The sequence below is a fragment of the Pseudonocardia sp. genome (assembly GCF_029263155.1).
GTDB lineage: Bacteria > Actinomycetota > Actinomycetes > Mycobacteriales > Pseudonocardiaceae > Pseudonocardia.
In genome coordinates, this window is sequence record NZ_JAJCYB010000017.1 from 1 (window position 1) to 20149 (window position 20149).

18 protein-coding genes and 2 pseudogenes are annotated in these 20149 nt (G+C 74.7%); 5 read left to right on the plus strand and 15 right to left on the minus strand.

The window, feature by feature from the left end; all coding sequences use genetic code 11:
• Window positions 1–134 precede the first annotated feature (134 nt).
• The 5 genes and pseudogenes from Q1K26_RS02825 to istA all read right to left on the minus strand — a co-directional run.
• A pseudogene (locus Q1K26_RS02825) lies at window positions 135–740 on the minus strand (IS21 family transposase); the annotation flags it as partial.
• 423 nt (window positions 741–1163) lie between these two features.
• Entirely contained in the window at window positions 1164–2354 is a 1191-nt protein-coding gene (locus Q1K26_RS02830) for an ISL3 family transposase (protein ID WP_300007541.1), read from the minus strand.
• On the minus strand, window positions 2311–2772 hold the full coding sequence (locus Q1K26_RS02835; protein WP_300007542.1) for a hypothetical protein: 462 nt from the start codon (window positions 2770–2772) through the stop codon (window positions 2311–2313). Before Q1K26_RS02835 ends, Q1K26_RS02830 begins: the two co-directional genes overlap by 44 nt.
• Window positions 2769–3590, minus strand: coding sequence for an IS21-like element helper ATPase IstB (istB, locus tag Q1K26_RS02840; RefSeq protein WP_300007543.1), 822 nt, complete (start codon window positions 3588–3590; stop codon window positions 2769–2771). The genes Q1K26_RS02835 and istB overlap by 4 nt, the downstream gene beginning before the upstream one ends.
• Window positions 3587–5275 (minus strand): IS21 family transposase, encoded by a 1689-nt coding sequence (istA, locus tag Q1K26_RS02845; protein WP_300007544.1) that lies wholly within the window; start codon window positions 5273–5275, stop codon window positions 3587–3589. The genes istB and istA overlap by 4 nt, the downstream gene beginning before the upstream one ends.
• A 171-nt stretch (window positions 5276–5446) precedes the next feature.
• Here istA and Q1K26_RS02850 point away from each other — a divergent pair.
• Window positions 5447–5674 (plus strand): annotated as a pseudogene (locus Q1K26_RS02850) (universal stress protein); the annotation flags it as partial.
• A gap of 44 nt (window positions 5675–5718) precedes the next feature.
• Here the strand turns inward: Q1K26_RS02850 and Q1K26_RS02855 are convergent.
• The 7 genes from Q1K26_RS02855 to Q1K26_RS02885 all read right to left on the minus strand — a co-directional run bounded on the left by Q1K26_RS02855 (window position 5719) and on the right by Q1K26_RS02885 (window position 11969).
• Window positions 5719–7422: a DUF5671 domain-containing protein gene (locus Q1K26_RS02855; protein WP_300007545.1), complete on the minus strand. Its 1704-nt coding sequence runs from the start codon at window positions 7420–7422 to the stop codon at window positions 5719–5721.
• Window position 7423: 1 nt separating this feature from the next.
• A complete protein-coding gene (locus Q1K26_RS02860) occupies window positions 7424–7864 on the minus strand; it encodes a hypothetical protein (RefSeq protein ID WP_300007546.1) in 441 nt (146 codons plus the stop codon).
• Between the two features lie 131 nt (window positions 7865–7995).
• On the minus strand, window positions 7996–8460 hold the full coding sequence (locus tag Q1K26_RS02865; RefSeq protein WP_300007547.1) for a hypothetical protein: 465 nt from the start codon (window positions 8458–8460) through the stop codon (window positions 7996–7998).
• A gap of 160 nt (window positions 8461–8620) precedes the next feature.
• Window positions 8621–9526, minus strand: a complete 906-nt coding sequence (locus Q1K26_RS02870; protein WP_300007548.1) for an AAA family ATPase — start codon at window positions 9524–9526, stop codon at window positions 8621–8623.
• A gap of 111 nt (window positions 9527–9637) precedes the next feature.
• A complete protein-coding gene (locus Q1K26_RS02875; protein ID WP_300007550.1) occupies window positions 9638–10369 on the minus strand; it encodes a universal stress protein in 732 nt (243 codons plus the stop codon).
• A 185-nt stretch (window positions 10370–10554) separates the two neighbouring features.
• Entirely contained in the window at window positions 10555–11505 is a 951-nt protein-coding gene (locus Q1K26_RS02880) for an NAD(P)H nitroreductase (protein ID WP_300007551.1), read from the minus strand.
• Window positions 11506–11516: 11 nt separating this feature from the next.
• Complete coding sequence (locus Q1K26_RS02885; protein ID WP_300007552.1) at window positions 11517–11969, minus strand: CBS domain-containing protein; 453 nt, start codon at window positions 11967–11969, stop codon at window positions 11517–11519.
• Window positions 11970–12127: 158 nt separating this feature from the next.
• Between Q1K26_RS02885 and Q1K26_RS02890 the strand changes: the two genes are divergently transcribed.
• Both Q1K26_RS02890 and Q1K26_RS02895 read left to right on the plus strand, forming a co-directional pair.
• Entirely contained in the window at window positions 12128–12340 is a 213-nt protein-coding gene (locus Q1K26_RS02890) for a helix-turn-helix domain-containing protein (RefSeq protein WP_300007553.1), read from the plus strand.
• A gap of 10 nt (window positions 12341–12350) precedes the next feature.
• Window positions 12351–12884 (plus strand): Clp protease N-terminal domain-containing protein, encoded by a 534-nt coding sequence (locus Q1K26_RS02895; RefSeq protein WP_300007554.1) that lies wholly within the window; start codon window positions 12351–12353, stop codon window positions 12882–12884.
• Between the two features lie 35 nt (window positions 12885–12919).
• Here Q1K26_RS02895 and Q1K26_RS02900 read toward each other — a convergent pair whose 3' ends face one another.
• Both Q1K26_RS02900 and Q1K26_RS02905 read right to left on the minus strand, forming a co-directional pair.
• The gene (locus Q1K26_RS02900; protein WP_300007555.1) at window positions 12920–13060 is read right to left on the minus strand and encodes a hypothetical protein; all 141 of its coding nucleotides are present in this window, start codon (window positions 13058–13060) and stop codon (window positions 12920–12922) included.
• Window positions 13048–14052 carry a nitroreductase family protein gene (locus Q1K26_RS02905; RefSeq protein ID WP_300007556.1) on the minus strand — a complete coding sequence of 335 codons (1005 nt, stop codon included), beginning with the start codon at window positions 14050–14052 and terminating at the stop codon, window positions 13048–13050. The genes Q1K26_RS02900 and Q1K26_RS02905 overlap by 13 nt, the downstream gene beginning before the upstream one ends.
• 220 nt (window positions 14053–14272) lie before the next feature.
• On the opposite strand from Q1K26_RS02905, the gene Q1K26_RS02910 reads away from it, so the two are divergent.
• Window positions 14273–15958: a GAF domain-containing protein gene (locus Q1K26_RS02910; protein WP_363320410.1), complete on the plus strand. Its 1686-nt coding sequence runs from the start codon at window positions 14273–14275 to the stop codon at window positions 15956–15958.
• A gap of 106 nt (window positions 15959–16064) precedes the next feature.
• On the opposite strand, the gene Q1K26_RS02915 is transcribed toward Q1K26_RS02910, so the two are convergent.
• The gene (locus Q1K26_RS02915) at window positions 16065–17123 is read right to left on the minus strand and encodes a class I SAM-dependent methyltransferase (RefSeq protein WP_300007558.1); all 1059 of its coding nucleotides are present in this window, start codon (window positions 17121–17123) and stop codon (window positions 16065–16067) included.
• A gap of 175 nt (window positions 17124–17298) precedes the next feature.
• On the opposite strand from Q1K26_RS02915, the gene Q1K26_RS02920 reads away from it, so the two are divergent.
• Complete coding sequence (locus Q1K26_RS02920) at window positions 17299–19956, plus strand: LuxR family transcriptional regulator (RefSeq protein WP_300007559.1); 2658 nt, start codon at window positions 17299–17301, stop codon at window positions 19954–19956.
• Window positions 19957–20149: the final 193 nt, after the last annotated feature.

Here is a 20149-nt window from a genome sequence, read left to right on the forward strand (position 1 = left end):
GGTGGCGCTCAGCCGCCCGACCTGGGGCACCACCAACGCGGCGAGGTCCGTGGACTCCTGCATGGCTGCCTCAACGACCGACCTCCCAAATGGTCACTGAGCTGCGGAAACGTCGCCAGTAGTTCAGTCAACGGGTAGTGCCGTCCGACCGCGACGATCTCCGGGTGGCGCACCGCGACCCCGGCGATGTGATTGACGCTGACGGTGCGCTCGTTGTCGGTCAACGCGTAGGTCGGGACCCCACCCAGGCGGCGCAGGGTGGTGTCCATGCAGGCCACGATCGTGGGCAGGGTGCGGTCCCAGACCGCGAGCACGACCCGGAACCTCGACCATGCCAGCCACGCGCACCACAGCGACGTGCGGCGCCCGTTCACCCGCGGGCCCTCCGCCCAGTCCCACTGCAGCCACATCCCCGGCTCGACCACCCAGGGCCGGAACACTCGGCGCTGCCCGGCGCGCAGTCGCGCCTTGACCTCGGCGGAAGCCCATCGCGACCAGCCGTTCGTGGACCACGTCGGCGCGGACGCGGCCGTCCGAGCGCACGACCAGTTCCTCGATCTTGTCCAGGCGATCGGCCGGGCCCGGTGCTCGCGGGCCACCGGTGGCTGACCGGCCTCGCGCAGAGCGACGTACCGGGCGACGGTGTGGTGATCACAGCCCGCCAACTCCGCGGCGGCGCGGTAACTGCCCGTGAGGTCGAACGCCTCCAGGATCTCCATGATCTCCTCGTCTCGCTTCATCGGCAGACCCTTCGCCACCGGCATCGGATGTTTGATCACCGGGGAGATATCTGGCCGTCGGCGGGGAGAACCCTGGCCGTCACCGGGGCAATAAATGGCCGCCTACGGGGAGTTTGGAGGCTCTGGCGCACTTTGCGTGATCTGTCGGTGTCAGGTGGCCAGGAGGACGCGCTTCCGGAGGAGGTCGAAGTTGGCGCGTCCGAACATCTGGCGCTTGATCATCTTGATGCGGTTGACGGTGCCTTCGACGGGGCCGGAGCTGTAGGGCAGGTCAGTCCGGCGGTGACGGCGTCGGGGTCCCGGTCGAGCCCGGTGGCGAACGAGCGCAGGGCCGGGGCTCCGTCGGTGTCGACCCGCTGCATCCAGCTACGCAGTTCGTGGCCGCGGCGCTGGGTGAGGATCTGGGCGAACTCGCTGACCTGGTCACGGGTGGCGCGCAGTGCGGGGCTGCGGGTTCAGGAGTGCGTCGCGGGCGGCGCGTTCCTCGGCGGTGAGGCTGTCGGGATGGCGGGTGAGCCACCCGGTCGCGTCTCGTGCCGTGGGTGGTGTCGGCGGTCGTGGTGTCGCCGGTTGTGCGCGGCGCAGCGGCTGCAGGTAGCGGCGCACGGTCTTGGTGCTGCCCCGGTAGCCCAGGGCGGTGATCTCGGCGGTGAGCGCAACGGCATCGGTGAGACCGTCCGTCCACCGTTGCTGCAGGTGCTCGGTGTAGTCGTCGAGCACGCTGGCTCGGGTGGGGTGCGCGCCCTGGGGCTCGGCTTGCGAGGCGGCGCGGGCGAGGCGTCGCACGGTCTTGCGGTCCAGGCCCAACGTCTCGCTGATCGCTGACGCTGTTGCGCCGGCGCTGAGCAGGTCGTGTACGGCGGTGAAGTGCTCGCTGGTTCGCGCCGCGAGCCGGGTCGGGCCGCCACGGCGGGCCCGCTCGCCGGCGGTGTCGTCGGTGTCGGCGTTGGTGGCCGCGGTGTTGCCAGTCGTATCGACGCGCTGCGCGGGTGCGGGGGCGCGGAGGTCGGCGTGATGCTGGCGGACGACCTTCTCGACGGCCTCGACGAGGTTGTGCCACAGGTGCCAGCGGTCCGCGACCTGCACTGCGTCGGGGGCGCCGACGCGGATGGCCTCGGCGTAGGCGCCGGCCCGGTCGCGGCACACGGTCTGCACCCCGGGATGGACGCGCAGCCACGCCGCGAGGGTGTCGGAGGTTCGATCCGGCAGTAGGTCCAGGGGTCGATGGGTGAGGATGTCGATGATGACGGTGCCGTAGACGTGTCCGCGGCGCAGCGCGAAGTCGTCCACGCCCACGACCTGCGGGGTGCCGATCGGCGGGTCGGGCAGGGCGCGGACCAGCCGCACCATGCTGTCCCTGCTGATCACCATGCCGAGCTTGCCGGCAAGGCGGGCTCCGGCGCGCCCGGCCAACGCCAGCCCGATCGCCTCCAAGGTCACGGTCAACAGCCCGGTCCGTCGGGCCCGCGGCGTGGTCAGCCCGCGAACCTGCTCGGCGAACGTCCGAGCCGGGCAGCCGGTGTTGTCGCAGAAGAACCGGCGGACCCGCAGCACGACCGCGATGGCTGTGTCAACCAGAACTGGCCCCGGAGTTCTCCTCTGATCTGGCCCCATCCGTCGCAGGCGGGAGGCCGGGTGTTCTTCTGTGATCTGGCCCCACCCGCTGCTGTGGGAGTTGCAGCCGGGCCTGCTGGGCGGCGGCGCGGGCATCGGCGGCCATCTGCCGGACTTGGCGGCTGTAGTCGTCGACGCCGGTCCGTTCGGCGCCCCGGGCGATCCGGGTGAACAGCTCGGCCTTGTGGGACAGGAACGCGGCCCTCTCGGCGGGATCGATGTTGGCGATGCCGTCGCGGGTGCTGCCGTGCAGCTCGGTGAACTGGTGCAGGAGGTCGGCGATGTCGCGGGCGGTGACCCGGTCGTAGGCGTTGTCGTAGTCGCGCTGGTAGGTCTGCGGGTAGCCGGGGTCGTAGTCGAAGGTCGGCGGGTCGGCTGCGGGATCATCGGCTGCGGGGTCGGTGGGGTGGGCATTCATGGGGTGCTCCTTTCCCGGTCTCGCGAGGTGGTGGTCTTGGCGTGTTTGCGCTGGCTGGAGCGCAGCCGGAAGGACTGCGTGCCGGTCTCGACGATGTGGGCCTCGAAGGTGATCCGGTCCACGATCGCGGCGCAGAGCCGCGGGTCGGTGAAGGTGCGGGCCCATTCGGAGAACGCGGAGTTCGACGCGACCGCGACCGAGGCGCGTTCCTCGCGTTCGGTGAACACCTGGAACAGCAACTCGGCGCCGCGCCGGTCGAGTTCCAGGTAGCCCAGTTCATCGAGGCAGAGCAGGTCGACGCGGCCGTAGCGGGCGATGGTGCGGGAGAGGTGTTTATCGTCGGCGGCCTCGACGAGTTCGTTGACCAGCGCGGCGGCGGTGACGTAGCGGACCCGGTAACCGGCCTCGGCCGCGGCGATTCCCAGCCCGATCAGCAGGTGAGACTTCCCGGTGCCGGAGTCCCCGATCAGGCACAGGGGTTGCCCGGCGCGGATCCAGGCCCCTTTGGCCAGGGTGTGGATCAGTCCGGGGTCGATGAGCGGGTTCGCGGTGAAGTCGAAGTCGTCGATCCGTTTCGGGCGCGGAAACCCGGCGTCGCGGATCAGCCGGGTGCGGCGGCGGTCGGTGCGCTCGTCGCATTCCATCGCGAGTAGCTCGACCAGGAATCCCTTGTAGCCGGCCTTCTGCCGGGCGGCGGCCTCGGCGACCCTGCCGTGGTGCTCGCGGATGGTGGGCAGCCGCAGGATCCGGCAGGCCTGCTCGATCGCGGCGTCCGCGGCGGCGTCGGTCAACTCGTCACGACCAGCTGCTCGGGTCATGAACTCCTCGTCTCCCCAGCAGCGGTGTCCGCGCCGTCCGGTCCGCCGGTGGGCGGGCTTGATCGGCGGCGGGTCAGCAGCTGGTCGTAGTCGCGCACCGACGGCGCCGGCCGGGCATCGGTAGGAAGCGCGGCCTGGCGGCGCGCGCCCAGGGTCACCACCGCCGCCCGCGACCGCTGCAGCCCAGATCGCTGCGGCGCCGTCGGCTCGTTCATCGCCGAATCGGCGGCGGCGTGCTTGCGGGCCTCGATGGCCACCACGTCGGCGGCCACGCTGCCCGCGCCCAGCGCGGCCGCGATCCCGGCCAGCACGGCGTCGCGGCGCAGCCGGCGGTGCAACAGCAGCACCTCGATCAACGCCCGGGTCCCGGCCGCGTCACCGTGCTTGTTGCGGGCTGCGGCCCAGAACGCCTCATGGGTCGCGGTGAACGTCCCCGCCTTGCGGGCCTGGGCCAGTGCGGTCGATCCCGGCAGCGCACCCGGCTTGCCCAGCAGGATCTCCAGGTAGTGGTCCAGCTGCAGGACCGCCCCGCCGCGACAGAGCACCCGCGGGTGGGTCGCGACCCGCGCCGGGCCGTCGAACACCACCAGCTCCGAGGCCGAGAGCGCGACCCGCACCCTCGATCCGATCAACCGGGCCGGCACCGAGTAACGCACCTGGCGGACCATGATCTGGGCGTAGCGATCCACCCGGGCGGTCAACGACAGCGCGGTGTCGAACCGCTCGGCAGGCAACGCCCGCAGCAGCGGTGCCTCGGCGGTGAACGCCGTCCCCACCGACACCGCCCGGCCGTCGATGTGCCGGTCGTCCTCGACGAGGTCCGCGGCGACCAGGCGGGCGTTGAGCTCGGCCAACGTGTCGACCTCGGGGACCGGGACCAGATGGGCGCGGCGGAACCGGCCCCCGTCGCCCTCGACCCCGCCCTTCTCGTGCGCGCCTTCCTGGCCGGGCAGGCAGTAGAAGGCGTCGAACCCGTAGTGCGCCCGGAACGCCAGCCAGCGCCCGGACTCGGCGCGGTTGCGCCCGAACAACACCCGGTGCACCGCCGAGCGCAGGTTGTCGTAGCGGATCTTGTCGAACGGGATGCCGTCCAACACCTCGAACGCGGCCACGTGTCCTTCCAGGAACGCCTCCTGCCCCTGCGAGGCGAACACCCGGTGCACCGCTTTGCCCGAGTGCGACAGGCGCAGCGTGAACAGGAAACACTTCGTCATCTCCCCGGCCAGGCGCACCCACAGATCAGCGAAGTCGACCTCGGCCTCCGCCCCGGGCGGGTGACACTGCGGCACGAACCCGGCCACCACCCCCGCCCGCGCGCCCTCGCGCGCCGCCGCCTGCGCGGCCAGCTGCGGCCGGCGCCGGTGCACGTACTTCGCGACATAGGAGTACGACACCGCAGCGTCGTGCTCAGTGCGCAGCCGCTCATGGATCCGCTTCGCGGTGTGGCGCTGCTTGCGCGGCGCCGCCCGGTCCGCCACCAACATGGCGTCGATCAACTCTCGGACCGCATCGAGGACCGGCACCGGCCGCGGCGAGGTCCGCCGCGGCGGCGGGATCGGCGAGCCGACCGCCTCGCGCACCGTGCGCCGGTGCACCCCGTACTTGTCGGCCAGCGCCCGGATCGACATCTGGTTGCGCTGGGAATCGAACCGGATCGCCGCGTACAGCTCCACTCTCGACCCCATCCCGGCCCCCATGCGCGAGCGGACGGACGAGCAACACGATCCGCTCGAACACCGATTTCGCGCAGCACCGAACCGGCGTGTCGCCGGGCGACATCGCCTCGGTGGGGCCAACTCCGAGTGCTACACCCGCACCACACCCGACCCCTGGTGGGGCCAGAACCGAGAAGAACGGTGGGGCCAGTTCAGAGTGCTACAGCCACGCAGAAGTACCCGGACGTGCCGGTACGTCGCGTCGTCACCCGCGACCGGCCCGCCCACGCGCTGCTGGCCGAGGCCGTGGGGGCGCAGCTGGTGGTGGTCGGGTCGCGGGGCCGCGGCGGGTTCGCGGGCCTGCTGCTCGGCTCGGTCGGTCACGCGCTGCTGCACCGCAGCCCGTGCCCGGTCGCCGTGGTCCGGCCCAGGGGAGCGGGGAGCGGGGATGACGACGGCCGCCCAGGAGGCCGTCAGCCGCGGTGTACGGGGATCGCGCGCAGACCGGTCCCGTCGGCGAGCACGACGACCTCCTCGGCCGTGGTGTCACCCAGCGCGGCCAGCACCTCGTCCGCGGACCAGTCCCGCTTATCGTCGTCGTCGGCCCGGGCCCAGGCCTGTACGCGACCGCCGGTACGGCGGGCGACCTCGCGGGCGAGCCCGCGGTCGGTGGGGCCGATGAGCAGCAGGAACCGCGGCCCGCGGGCCGCGGCCGGCGCGTGCGTCCGGTCGGCCCGGTGGACGGTCCAGTGGTACCCGGCGATCGCCGGAGCGGTGAGCAGGGCGCCGATGGCGTAGCGCATCCGGCGCAGCGTCTCGGGCCCGGCACTGCCCTCGACGATGTCCTGGAACAGCAGGTAGGCGGCGACGACGAGGGCGACCACGGCCGCGACGGTGCCCACGCCGAACAGGGCGTAGAGGTACACGCGCCGGCTGGGCGACCCGACCTCCTCGGCGGCGGTGTCCCGGACCGCGGCGGTGATGCGTCGCCAGTACACCCACCACGTCGGCGCGCCCACCACCAGCAGCGTGGCCGCGGCGAGCAGGGTGTTGACGGTGCTCCCGCCCACGAACGCGGGGCCCGCCGCCGTCTCCACGAGCGCGGCGACGACGGTGAGCAGGCCGCCGGCCGCGGCCAGCAGCGCGATGCCCGCCATCAGGTACTCGTAGACGCGCCGTGTCTCGCTGCGGGGCCCGGTGCCCGCCGTGGCCAGCACCGCCTGGTGGTACCACCACACCAGCAGGCCGACGGCGGCCGCCGCGGCCGCGGCGGGAGCGCCGTCGAAGTGCTCCGCGGCGGTGCCCGACGTGGGCTCGCCCAGCAGCCAGACGAGCACCGAGTAGAGCAGCGTGCTCGCGGCGACGATCGCGGTGACCAGGCCACCGGCCACCCCGGGAAGCAGGAGGTAGGCCAGGCGCAGCGGGTCCGGGTCGGCGCGTGCCGCCGTCCGTACCCAGTAGAGCAGCCACACGGGTGCGCCGACCGCGACGGTGACCGCACCGGAGGTGATCGGGTCCCCGGACCCGGCGAGCACGGCGCCGGTGTCGAGCCCGGTCAGGGTGCGCAGCGACGCCGTCAGCAGCGCGCTCAGCCCGGCCGCGGCCGTGACCAGGCCGATCAGCGACCCCGCGAGATGGTGCACGCGGGCGTGCTCGCGCGGGGTGACGCGCCCGTCCACCCACCACAGCCCGGCCCACAGCCCGCCCCAGACCAGGGCCCGGGCCACGGCGCGACCGTCGTGGTCGGCCAGCCCGGTGGCCCACCGCAGTGCCTGGTCCAGGCCCGTCATGGCCATCACCAGCGCGGTGAGGCAGGCGGCCGTGGCGAAGAAGACCCAGCCCGGTGACCGGGCCTCCCCGGGATCCCGGGCGAGGTTGCGGCGCGACCACAGGGCCACGACCACGAGCAGCGGCCCGCCGACGACGGTGAACGCGAGGTCGCGGGCCAGCTCCACCCGATCGGAGCGCACCAGGACCTCCGCCTCGACGAGCCGGCCGAGCAACCCGCTGAGCCCGACGGCGACGGTGACGAGCAGCCCGTAGAGCAGCAGGTACTGGAACAGCTGCCGGACGGTGTGCCCGTCCGCCCGCGCCTTCCCGTCCGGCGCCCGCGCGGTGCGGGCCGCGAGCGTCAGCAGCGCCAGTACGAGCACCACGACCAGCAGGCCGACGACCATGTCAGCCCTCCCCGCCGCAGCCGTACATCGGCCAGGGCTCGCCCGCGACGCGCCAGCCCGTACCGGTCCTGGTCAGCCGGAAGGTGTGTTCCTCGACGTACTCGGAGCCGTCGAACGGTCCGGCCGACGACCTGGCCACGTCGACCTGCACCCGGGCGCCGTCCCCGGTGACCCGCGCGTCCCGCAGGACGACGCGGACCCCGTCCGGAACGTAGGCCCGGTCCAGGTCGACGACGGTGCAGCGGCTCCCGTCCGCGAGGAGCCGCACGGCCTCGTCGTGGTCGCCGTCGACCACCGCGCCGAGGTAGGCCTGCACGACCCCCTCCGGGGTCGCGCGGTCGTACTCGGCCACCGGCCGCACGGCCGCGAGCACCCCCGCGACGGCGGCGACGACCGCGACGGCCACCACCAGGATCAGCAGCACGCGGTCCGGCCGGGTCACGACGTCGTGCCTCCCATGGTCGATGGGCCCGGGTCCGGTCGCGAGATCACGGTCGCGCGGATTGCGGCGCGGCGGCCGGGTCGGCGGGCTCGGGTGGCCGAGCCGACGTGATCGTGTCACGGACCGGCTTGTCAGTCACCGAGACGCCGCCGAACACCGCGGTGGCGTTGAGGGACGAGTACGGGCGAACTGAGGCCGCGGCGTACGGCCCGGTCGTCATCGAGCGGCCGGACCCCGCCGGACCTCAGGACCCGGATGTCGATCAGTACCGCGATCAGCCAGGTCACCACGGTCGACCCGACGAACGACGCGAGCAGGGTGTCCCCGATCGCCCAGGTCTCCCCGACGAACACCGCGGAGACCCCGAGCAGCGCGGCGGCGACCCCGGTGACCGTGGCGACCCGCCCCCAGGTTCCACGGAAGCCGTCGGGACCGATCACGCTCACCGCCACCAGCGCGATCACGAGACCGACCGCGGCCATCCCCGTCACGTCCTCGACGAACGGCATGCTCCCGTTGACGAGGTACCCGACGTAGGGGACGACGACCGCGGCGACCAGCAGTGTGGCGATCCCGTCGTGCAACCTGATCTGCATGTACTCCACCTCCGGGAACCGGCCTCGGCCCATGCGTGATGCGGCGCCACGGGCCGTCCGTCCTCGCGCTTCGGGCCGATGGACCGGCCGGTCCGGCCGACCGGGGCCGCGTCGGTGGACCGGGACCGGCGCAGCGGATCACCCCCGGATCAGCCCCGGTTCAGCCCGCCCGGGCCGCGGTCGCCGCGACCCGGTGTGCCCGACCAGGGGCGTGTTCCCACATGGTCGCGGCCGCGGTCAGCGAGTCCGCGAGTGAGCCGTCGGTCCGGATCAGCCGTGCCTGCGGCCACGGGTCGGCCGTCCTGCTCATCATCCGGGCGAGGGGCGCGGTCGCATCCGACGCGGTCGGCCCCCTGGTGGCGATCCGTCGCTCCGCGATCCCCTCGTCGGCGTGGCACTGCAGCGCCACCAGGTCGTTGCTCGTGCGGTCGGCCAGGTCGGCGGCGGCGGCGCGGTGCCGGGCGTCGGTCCAGGAGGCGTCGAGGACGACCGACTCCCCCCGGGAGAGCAGCATCCCGGCGCGGCGCAGCAGCTCGTCGTAGGTCGCCGCCGTGTGCGCCGCGGTGTAGAGGCCCGACCGGAACGGGGCCCCGGCCGCCGCGGCGGGGTCGATCCCGGCCAGCTCCTTGCGGACCCGGTCGCTGGAGAGCAGGACGGCGCCGAAGCGGTCGGCCAGCGCGCCGCCGACCGTCGTCTTGCCGGTGCCGGGGAGACCGCCCACCAGGGCCAGCCGCACGGCACCGTGCTCGAGATGGCGCAGGGCGAGCGCGGCGTGGTCCGCGGCGTCGGCTGCCGCCCCCGGATCGCCCTGGCCGTGCCGCAGGTAGGCGACCTTGGCGCGGACGACCGCGCGGTAGGCGATGTAGTGGTGGCGCAGCGCCACCGGTGCCGGGTCGCGGGAGAACTCGACGTAGGCGTCGAGGAACGAGGCACCCAGCTCGGGCCGGCCGAGGCGTTCGAGGTCCATGGCGAGGAACGCGGCGTCGTCGAGGCCGTCGACGTGGCGCAGGTGATCGTCGAACTCCAGGCAGTCCAGCGCGCGGGGCCCGTCGTCGAGGCAGAACACGTCCGCGGCGGTCAGGTCGCCGTGGCCGTCGACGATGCGGCCCCGGGCGATCCGGTCGGCGAACTCGGCATCAGCGAGGTGCTGCGGCCGGCCGGACCGAGGGTGCCCAGGTCACGACTTCACCAGGCTCGCGGCGTGCAGCAACTGGTCGCCCGCACCGCCGTAGGCCACGCGGAACTCGACCGGCACGTCGGGGTACCGGGCCGCCCACGGCCGCAGGCCGGCTTCCGGTGCTGTCCCGCCCGCAGGCTCCCCGGCCGACCTGTGCCGGACGTGGACCACCACCAGCGGGGTCCCGTGCCGCTCGGCGTCCGCGAACGCGACGTCCACCGCGTCGGAGTCGACGGCCAGGTCCTCGACGCCGATGACGACGGGCCCGCGGTGGGTGTCGAGCCGGTGATCGCTGCGCACGACGGTCACCGGGCAGCGGGCCTTCGCGGTGAGCGCGGGCGCGATCGAGGACACCAGCGCGTCCCCGGTGTGGCCGCCGAGCATGCCCACGACGAGCAGTTCGGCCGAGCGCGAGGCGGACACGAGCGCGTCGGCCGGGCCGCGGTCGGATCGTTCGGTGCGCAATGCGATGCCGGGCTCTCGCCGGCGCGCGACGGTGACGGCCCTGCCGAGGATCGCCGCGACCCGCCTGTGCCCGGCGGCTCGGTCGGCGCTCGCGTACGGGGCGGCGTGCACGATCAGCAGAGGGACCCCGCGGACGCGGGCTTCGGTCGCCGCCCAGGCGACCGCCCGCAACGCCATCGCCGTGCCGTCGGTCCCGACCACGACCCCCGGGGGCCTGGTGGTGTCCCGGCCGTCCGCCGCCGGGTCGTGCGCGCCTGGGTCCTTCACGGCAGATCCTCTCCCTCGGTTCGTGTCCAGCGTCCCCGTTGTCCGTGCGCGCCCGGCAGGGCCGGGCGCCCTGACCGCCCGGGTCGCCCGGCCCGCCGCCCCGGCCCGGTTCGGGGCCCGGTGGCCGCCGCGCAGGGGCCGTGCGTCCCTACTGCGGCCCCCGCCGGGACCGGCGCTCGGCCGGCTCAGCGGGGCATCCGCTCGATCGAGTCGTCGAGGGCGCGCCGGGGCGTCGGCGGGAGCGGGGGGCCGGCCGGCGCCCACCCCACCCGGAGCACCAGCTGCGGGCTGAGGGTTCCGCCCAGGACCTCCTCGCGCAGAGTGGCGCGCGTGCTCGCGACCTCGAACGGCTGGCTCAGCGGGCAGCTGGCCAGGCCGAGCTGCGTGGCGTGCAGCAGCACCGCGCTCAGCGCCTCACCCGCACGCAGCTGGGAGACCGTGTCGTCGGAGGCGGTGCCGAGCGCCCCGTCCGTGCCCTCCGCCGGCTGCGTGACGAGTCCCTCGCTGAACCTCCGCGCGATGCTGTCACCGGACGAGGGGTCGACGAGCAGGTTCGCGGCCGGCACGCCGTCGTCACCGGTGCGACCGCCGCTCCAGAGCGCGGTCTCGGTGTGGTATCCGGTGCGGGACTCCTGCTCCCGCGCCGCAGCCTGGATCGCCGCCACCGTCTGTGCGCGCGCGGCCGCCCCGGTGATCGGGCGCAGGACCGCGCCGTACTCGGCGGCGCGGTCGATCAGCTCCGCGACGAACGCCGTGGGCACCTCCCAGTCCAGGTACCGCCTGCGGTCGGTCCTCCGGTGCACGATGGCGCCTGCGACGCCCGGATCGGCCTCGGCGCCGACGCCGGGGTGCAGTTCGACCGCGGCGAAGTGGTCACCGACGGCGGGGTTCGGCAGCCGGCGCACCGTGCAGCGCAGGCCGGTCGCCGCGAGCGCGACGGTGAGGTGGTGCAGCGCCGCACCGCAGCTCACGGCGAGGTCCCGGCCGTCGGCGTCGGTCACCGGCAGCCACCGGCGCAGGTCCGCGAAAAGGTGGATGCTGCGCAGGCCCAGCAGCCACCGCCACGGCTGGCTGTTGTGGATCGACGGGGCCCTCGTGGCGAGCTCCAGCGCGCTGCGCACCGAACGCTGGTCCACCCGGTCGACGATCACCGGGTACCCCGCCGCGTCGCGTCGGCGGCGAGGGACCGGATCAGGTCGGTCGCGGTGAGGATGCCGAGCAGCCGCTCGCCGTCGGTGACGAGCACGACGTCGGTGCCCTCGGTGTGCATCCGTCGCGCCGCGTCGGACCGGCGGGCGGTGGGGCCGAGCGCGGGGACGGGCCGGCACAGCTCGCCGACACGCTGCGCCGGCACACCGGGTTCCGGCCGCCGGGCCGCGAGCAGCCGGGCCACGTCGGTCTCCAGGACGACGCCCAGGCAGCGGGTGCCGTCCAGCACCGGGAGCTGCCGGACCCGGCGTGCGGCCATCAGGCGCAGCGCCACGGCCAGCTCGGCGTCCGGCACGATGGCGACGATCCGCCGTGTCATCACCGCGGTGAGGGGAGGGTCGTCGTCGACGGCCTCCGGTGGCGCGGCGAGGCGGTAGGGCTGGCTGGGCATCTCGTACTCCTCGTCGGACGGGTGATGCCTCGACCCTCCCCGGAGACCCACGGGCCCGGCAGCGGCGCACGGCCCGCGATGCCGGGCCGATGGTCCTGATACCCGAACGGCGGTCAACTTCAGTTGACCCGAGGGCGTCGGTCAACTACGGTTGACCCGTGCCCGCCCCGGTTCCCGGTCCCGACGATCCGGAGCAGGCGTTGGCGGCGGTCGTGTCCCTGCGGCGACTGGCCGATCGGCTCGAGGCGGCCTCGGTCCAGGCGGCCGTCGACCAGGGCTGGAACTGGGTGCAGATCGCCGAGGTCCTCGGCGTCACCAAGCAGGCGGTGCACAAGAAGTACGCCCGCCGGGTCCGGCGGCCCGAGGACTGAGGGAGACCCGGTGTTGCGCGGACTGCGTCGTGCGAGAGCCGACATCGCCACCATGAACCGGCTGTTCCCCGCCGCCGAGCAGATCGCCCGGGCGGACGGGCTGGAACGCCCCGGCGCCGAGCACCTGCTCATGGCGGCCCTGGAGCTCGACGACCCGACCGCGTCCGAGGCGCTGCGCGAATGCGGGGTCACCGCCGGTGGGCTGCACGAAGCCGTCCGCGCCCAGCACGCGGCGGCGCTGGAGGTCGTCGGGATCGCCGTCGACGACGACGCGATCGACGCCGCGCTGCCCCCGTTCGCCCCGTCCCGCGGCCCGTACCGCTCCGAGGGATCGGCGCAGCGGGCCTTCCGCCGCGCGGTGGCCCTGGCGAAGCACGGTCGTTCGCCGTTGCTGAGCGCGCACGTCCTGCTGGCCGTGATCGAGAGCCGACGCGGCACGGTGGCCCGTGCCCTCGCCGGTCTGGGTGTCGACCACGACCGGCTGGCCGATGTGGCACGGCGTGAGCTTGACCGCCATGCGCGGGAGCGGTCGGCCGGGTCCTGACCACTCCGGCCCGGATCGCTCGCGCCCACCGGCGATCAGGAGGTCGGGACGAGCCGACGGGAGCCGAGGCGCACCTCGGGCAGCCCGGGGGTCTGCTCGGGACGGTGGGTGACGATCAGCGCGGTGCGGACCCCCGCGCGCCCGCCGGTCGGTCGTCCGCCGCTCAGGGCGCCCACGACGGCTCGGTCATGATCAGCTCGGCGACGGGGAGCCGGGGGGTGGCCAGCACCGGCCATCCGCGCCCGATGCGCAGGACGACCTGGGGAGGCCGGGTCGCACCGATGAGCCGGCGCAGCCGGTCCCGCGGGCCGGGCACCTCGACGATCTGGGACAGGAACGACGCGGCGAGCCCCTCGGCCGTGGCGGCGAGCAGGACGCGCTGCAGGGCCTGCCCGGCCTGCACGTCGGCGCGCTCCCCGCTCAGGTGCGAGGTGAGGACCGCGATGAGCGGGTCGTCCTCGAACTCCTTGCCCGGTACCCGGTCGGGCGCGTCACCGGCGCTGAAGTCCCGCAGGACCCAGCGGTCCTGGGGGGCGGGCTGGGGTCCGCCCGCCGCGGCGGGCACGCCGTCGCGGCGCCCGGCCGCCGTTCCCGTCCACGTGCGCAGCTCGGCGACGAACTCCGGATCGTCGGTCTGCACGCGGTGCGCGGCGACGGCGAGGCGCTGCACCTCGGCCCGGTCCTCGGGCCCCTCGACCACGTGCAGCCACGCACCCTCGTCGAGGGCGGCGCGCCGCAGCGCGTAGAGCTCCGGCCGGGTCACCGCGGTCTCGGCGAACGGGTGCCGGTTGGTGCGGCGCTTCGCGACGGCCCGCAGCAGCCGCAGCTGCTCCGGCGTCGCCGCCTTCGCCCCGCCGTGCCGGACGGTCGCGATCAGCCGCGGCTGGGACCGGTCGGGCAGGACGGTCACGATCGGGCGGATGCCGAGGCCCTGCAGGGCCAGGCGCAGGGTGAACAGCGCCGCACCGCAGGCGATGCGCTGTTCCCGGTCGTCCGGGTCGACGACGGGGAGTCGCCGCCGGGGATCGGCGTGCAGCTCGATCGCGTCCGGGCGCAACCGGAACAGCCAGGGCTGCGAGTTGTGCAGCGACGGGGCACGCCCGGCGTCGGCGAGCACGCGTTCCACCTGCTCGCGGGTCAGTCCGAGGGTGGGCGGGATGTCGGTCATGGTGGCGGTGCCCCGGGTGTGGGAGGGGTCCGGTGCGGAGTGCAGCGGCTCTGCGCGACTGTTCGCGGGTACGGCCCGTCCCGGTACGGGCGAAGGGCCCTTCTGCCGGGGCCGTGGGGCTCGCACACTTCGTGGTGTGGGACGCCACGAGGTGTCCCCGCCGCGCGTGAGGAGGACGATGTCGATCCAGGGTGCTCCCGAGCCCGCTTCCCGTCCGGCCGTGACCAGCGCGCTGTCGGGGCTGCGGATGGACGAGCTGCTGCGCGAGGTGCAGGACCGGCTCGCGGAGATGGCCTCCACGCGTGACCGCATGCAGGGGCTGCTCGACGCGGTGGTGGCGGTGGGGGAGGGGCTGGACCTCGACGCGACGCTGCGCCGCATCGTGGCGTCCGCGGTGGACCTGGTGGACGCGCGCTACGGGGCACTGGGCGTGCTCGGGGCGGGCGGGGGGCTGGCGCGGTTCCTGCACGTCGGGATCGACGAACGGACCCGAGCAGAGATCGGCCCGCTGCCCGAGGGCAAGGGCCTGCTCGGGCAGCTGACCGTCGATCCGCGGCCGCTGCGGCTGGCCGACCTCGGTGCGCACGAGGCCTCGGTCGGGTTCCCGCCGAACCATCCGCCGATGCGTTCGTTCCTGGGTGTGCCGGTCCGGGTGCGCGATGCCGTGTACGGCAACCTCTACCTCACCGAGAAGGCGGGCGGGGGGGAGTTCACCGCCGAGGACGAGGCGGTGGTGCTGGCGCTGGCCGCCGCGGCGGGCATCGCGGTGCAGAACGCGGACCTGTTCGAGCAGACGCGGCTGCGCCAGCAGTGGCTCGAGGCCTCGGCGGAGATCCGCAGCGAGCTGCTGTCCGGGGCGACCGACGAGGACGCGCTGCGGCTGATCGCGCAGCGGGCCCTGGAGCTCTCCGGCTCCGACTCGACCCTGATCGTGCTCGGGCCCGACGACGAGAGCGGTGACTTCACGATCCGCGCGGAGTACGGCTCGGACGGCCCCGGCCTCGTCGGGCGCCACATCGGTGGCGACGACCTCCTGCTGCGGGAGGTCCTGCACAGCCGGGCCGCGGTACTGGCACCCTCGGCGGGCACCCTGCTCGACGGGTCGGGGACGGCCCTGACCAACTTCGGCCCGACCCTCGCCGTGCCGCTGCGGTCCGAGGAGGCGATCACCGGGGTGCTGGTGGCGCTGCGCCGCCACGGCGGCCCGGCGTTCCAGCCGGGGGAGGTGCCGCTGCTCACCTCGTTCGCCGAGCAGGCCATGCTCGCGCTGGAGCTGGGGGAGAAGAACCGGGCACTGCGCCAGCTCGACGTGTTCGCCGACCGGGACCGGATCGCCCGCGACCTGCACGACCACGTCATCCAGCGGCTGTTCGCCACCGGCCTGCAGCTGCAGGGCAGCCTGCGCCGCAGCACGGACCCCGACCTGCGGGACCGGCTGGCACACGCCGTCGACGAACTGGACACCACCGTGCGGGAGATCCGCACCGCCATCTTCGACCTGCACACCGCGGGCGACGGTCCGGCGGCGACGGGGCTGAGCAGACGGCTGCTCGACACCGCGGCCGAGGCCGCGTCCGGTTCGGGCCTGTCGCCGTCGGTGCGCATCTCGGGCCCGGTCGACGCGCTGGTTCCCCCCGACGTCGGGAACCACGCGGTCGCCGTGGTGCGGGAGGCGGTGAGCAACGTCGTGCGGCACGCGGCGGCGACCGCGGTGACGGTGACGGTGGAGGCCGGGGAGGAGCTGCTGGTCGAGGTGGTGGACGACGGCGTCGGGCTCGAACCCGGGGCGGCTCGCAGCGGGCTGCGCAACCTCGAGTCGCGCGCCCGCGAGTGTGGCGGCGGGTTCACGGCGGAGGCGGCGGCGGGGCGGGGTACGCGGCTGAGCTGGCGGGTCCCGCTGGCGTGATCGCGGGACCCGCGGCCGAGCCGGCCGTCCCGCCGCTGGTGACCGGCCGCCCCTGGATCCGCGTGAGCAGCTGAGCACCGGCCCGGCCGCCGCGCCCGCCGCTCGGTCAGGGGCGTGCCTCGAGCACCATGTTGACCGGCGTCTCGGCCGCGCGGCGGAACCGGGAGAAGCCCGCCTCGCCCATGACCTCGTTCAGCCGGGCCTCCCCGGCCTGCGCGCCGAGGCCGAGGCCGACGTCCTGGGAGAGCGAGTTGGGGGTGCAGAGGAAGATCGACGCACCGTAGTAGAGCCGCCCGACCGGGTTCAGGTTGTCCTGGACCTGGTCACCGGCGGCCGGCTCGACCAGCATCACGGTGCCCTCGGCGGCGAGGGCCTGCCGGGCCTGTCGCGCCGCCCCGACCGGGTCGCCCAGGTCGTGCAGTGCGTCGAAGAAGCACACCAGGTCGTAGGGCCCACCGGGTAGGCCCGCGGCGTCGGCCACCTCGAAGGTGGCCCGGTCGGCGATCCCGGCGTCCGCGGCCGCCGTGCGGGCGGCCCCGATCGAGGGCTCGTGGTAGTCGACCCCGGTGAACGTCGAGTTCGGGTACGCGCGGGCCATCAGGATCGTCGAGGCCCCGTGTCCGCAGCCGACGTCGGCGACCCGGGCGCCGTCGACGAGCTTCTGCTCGACCCCGTCCAGGGCGGGGATCCACTCGGACACCAGGTGCGCCCGGTAGCCGGGTCGGAAGAAGGCCTCGGTCCCGGAGAACAGGCGCGGATGGTGCTCGTGCCAGCCCACCCCCTCCCCGGTGCCGAACGCCTCCTCGATGCGGTCGACACTGGACCAGATGGCGGCGAGCATGTCGAACCCGCCCGCGAGATACACCGGGCTGTCCGGGTCGGCCAGGATCATCGCGCGCTCGTCGGGCAGGGTGTAGCTGCCCGCCAGCGGGTCGTGGTCGACGTACCCGCCCGCGGCCTGGTTGTTCAGCCACTCGCGCACGTAGCGTTCCCGCGTGCCGGTGGCCTGCGCGAGCTGCTCGGACGTCATCGGGCCCGACCCGGCCATCGCCTGGTACAGCCCGGTCTTGTGGCCGACCAGCGCGGCGGCCATCGAGGTGGCCGCGCCGAGGTCGCCCACGGTGGCGAACAGCGACTCCTCCAACTTGGCCTGATCGACGGTCATGACTTCTCCGTTCTCGACGGGATGTGGACGCCGTCGATGGTGCGGCGATCAGGGCGCGCGGTCATGAGCAGCGGGGTGCTCATCCGCGGACCGGTCGATGCTCAGGTCGTCGACGCCGGGATCGGAGCTCGCGTAGGGCTTTCCCGGTGCAGCCCACCGGGCCTACCGTGCGGACATGGCGCGTTCCTGGCCGCTGGTGGGCCGGGGGGACGAGCTCCGCGACGTCGCCGCGATGATGGGGCGCCCGGGCACCCCCGGTCTGGTCGTCCGCGGACCGCCCGGGATCGGCAAGACGAGGCTGGTCACCGAGGTACTGGCCCGTGCCCCGGCCGCTCGCTTCCGCGTACACCGGGCGACGGGCACCCGCGCCGCGGCCACGTTGCCGCTGGCGGCGGTGAGCCACCTGCTTCCCGAGGCCGGGCCGCATCCGGCGGACTTCGACCTGCTGCGGCGCACCTCGCGCGCCCTGGTCGCGAACGCCGGACCGCGTCGGGTCGTGGTGGCCGTCGACGACGCCCACCTCCTCGACGACGCATCGGCGGCCCTCCTGCAGCACCTCGTGACGGCGTCGCCGGTGTTCGTGGTGGCCACCGTCCGGGACGGCGAACCGAGCCCGGACGCCATCCGATGGTGCAGCCGCGACGGCCCGACCGAGCAGTTGGACCTCGGCCCGCTCTCCGACGAGGAGGTGCACGAAGCGCTGCGCTCCGCGCTCGGCGCGCCGGTCAGCGGCTCGCTCGTGCACCGGTTGAGCGCGCTGTCGGCAGGCAATCCGCTGCTCCTCACCGAGCTGGTGACCGCCGCGCTGGAGGAGGGACGGCTGACCCGGCGGTCCGGACTGTGGCGGCTCACCGGCGACTGGGCGTGCGGCCGTGCCCTTCCCGAACTGGTGCGGGACAGGCTCGACCGGTTGAGCCCGCAGGCGTACGCGGCCGCGCAGCTGGTGGCGCTCAGCGAACCGATCGGTGCCGCCGAGGTGGAAGCGATGCTTTCCGCCGAGGCCCTCGAGGCACTGGAGAGCGAGGACCTGCTCGTGGCCGCCCCCAGCGGGCGGCGCCGGCAGGTACGACTGGTCCACCCGCTCTACACCGAGGCGCTCTGCGCCACGATTACCCCGCTGCGGGCTCGTGCCGCCTACCGGGCGTTGGCCGACGCGCTGGGGCGGACCGGGGCCCGCCGTCGCGAGGACGCGCTCCGGCTGGCGGTGTACCGCACGGAGGCCGGTGAGCCCACCGACCCGGAGCTGCTGCTGCGGGCGGCCCAGCAGGACGAGGCCCTCCTCGACCGGGGCGTCGCCGAGCGGCTGGCCCGCACGGCCGAGGAGTCCGGTGGAGGGCTGCGCGCCCGGTTCGTCCGCGTCGAGGCGCTGCGCTGGATGGGTCGTTCCGAGGACGCCCATGCGCTGCTCACCGACGCGCCGATCGCGGCTGCGCCCGCCGCGCTGCGCGCCCGGGCCGCGACCCTCCGCGCGAGCATCCTCCTCGTCGGTCTGAACCGCGTCGCCGAGGCCGGGCAGGTGCTGGCCGACGCCCGTGCCGACCTCACCCGGGACCCGGACGCGGACCCGGACGTCGTCCGGGCCGAGTGCGCCGGGTTCGACGTCCTGGAGGCCGAGTTCCGGTTCAACCTCGGCCGGATCTCCGACTCCGTCGCCGCCGCCGACCGCGCGCTCTGCGCGGAGCACGCCCGGGCCTCGACCCGGGTGAGCGCGGCGGCCGTCGCCACCGTCGCGATGACCTGGGCCGCGCAGCCCGAGCGGGCCCGGACCGTCGCGACCGGCGCCCGGGAGTGGTCCCGGGCGTGCCGACCGGGCGGGCCCGGGGTCGCGGTGGAGAACCTGCTCGCGCTCACCCACAGCCTGGCCCACCTCTACGCGGGACGTCTCGACGCCGCCCAGCGGCTCGCCGATCTCGGCTACCGGCGTGCGCTGGACCTGGGGTCCGAGGCGCTGCAGGGCCAGTCGGCACTGGCGCTGGGGCACGTGGCCCTGCTGCGCGGCCGGGTCGCCACGGCCCGGCGGTGGCTGCGGGAGGCGAGCGCGCTGATCGAGCGGCACGCGCCCGCGATGGGCCGGTTCGGCACCGCGTACGCGCTCAGCTCGGCCGGCGAGGCGGCCGCGCTCGCGGGAGACCACACCGAGGCGGACTCGGCCGGTCCCCGAGCCGGCGATGTCCTCCCGCCCGGTGCCCTGCTGTGCAACCGGGACCGACCCCGGGTGTGGGCCGCGGCGGCCGAGGGAAGGACAGCGACGGCAGTGCGGCTCGCACTGTCCGGCGCCGACGATCTCGCCGCCGCGGGAGCGACCCTGTTCGAGGCCATGGCCTGTCACGACGTCGTCCGGCTCGGCGCCCCCGACCGGGTCGCGAGCCGGCTCGACCGGCTGGCGGCGGGCTCCGACAGCGAACTCGTCCGGCTCTGGGCCGCACACGCCGAGGCGCTGGTCGCCGACGACGCCGCCGCGCTCGACCGGATCACCGGGGAGTTCGCCCGCACGGGGACCGAGCTGCTCGCCGCGGAGTCGGCCGCCCAGGCCGCCGACGCCCACCGGCGCGCCGGGGCCCCTGCCCGGGCGGCGGTGTCCGCGCACCGCTCCCGGGAGCTGGCCGGGCGGTGCGAGGGCGCCCGCACCCCGGGGCTCGCACTGGCCGGGGACCCCACGCCGCTCACCCCGCGCGAACGTGAGGTCGCAGCCCTCGCCACACGGGGCTTGCCCGACCGCGACATCGCGGCCCAGATCGGCGTGTCCGAGCGCACGATCCACAACCACCTGCACCGCGCGTACGGCAAGCTGGGCATCCGCAGCCGCCGCCAGCTCCGGTCGATCCTGCCCTGAGATCCCGATCCACATGGGCCCGCCCGGGGCGACCGCGCACGACGCCGCCTCGCCGATCACGCCGTGCGACACTCGCGCACCGAACCGGGTTTCGCTCGGCGTCGGCGGCCCGCGAAGCCCGGTTCAGCGCGCGAACCCAACCGGCTGTCGGTGCTCACCGCCCGGCTCTCGGCGGGACTTCCGGCCCCCGAAC

Bases quoted from the DNA above. Each gene is read 5' to 3' on its own strand.
- Q1K26_RS02830 (WP_300007541.1), bottom strand. From the start codon at position 2,354: ATGGGGCCAGATCAGAGGAGAACTCCGGGGCCAGTTCTGGTTGACACA.
- Q1K26_RS02835 (WP_300007542.1), bottom strand. From the start codon at position 2,772: ATGAATGCCCACCCCACCGACCCCGCAGCCGATGATCCCGCAGCCGAC.
- istB (WP_300007543.1), bottom strand. From the start codon at position 3,590: ATGACCCGAGCAGCTGGTCGTGACGAGTTGACCGACGCCGCCGCGGAC.
- istA (WP_300007544.1), bottom strand. From the start codon at position 5,275: ATGGGGTCGAGAGTGGAGCTGTACGCGGCGATCCGGTTCGATTCCCAG.
- Q1K26_RS02855 (WP_300007545.1), bottom strand. From the start codon at position 7,422: ATGGTCGTCGGCCTGCTGGTCGTGGTGCTCGTACTGGCGCTGCTGACG.
- Q1K26_RS02865 (WP_300007547.1), bottom strand. From the start codon at position 8,460: ATGCAGATCAGGTTGCACGACGGGATCGCCACACTGCTGGTCGCCGCG.
- Q1K26_RS02885 (WP_300007552.1), bottom strand. From the start codon at position 11,969: ATGCCCAGCCAGCCCTACCGCCTCGCCGCGCCACCGGAGGCCGTCGAC.
- Q1K26_RS02905 (WP_300007556.1), bottom strand. From the start codon at position 14,052: ATGACCGACATCCCGCCCACCCTCGGACTGACCCGCGAGCAGGTGGAA.
- Q1K26_RS02915 (WP_300007558.1), bottom strand. From the start codon at position 17,123: ATGACCGTCGATCAGGCCAAGTTGGAGGAGTCGCTGTTCGCCACCGTG.
- Q1K26_RS02920 (WP_300007559.1), top strand. From the start codon at position 17,299: ATGGCGCGTTCCTGGCCGCTGGTGGGCCGGGGGGACGAGCTCCGCGAC.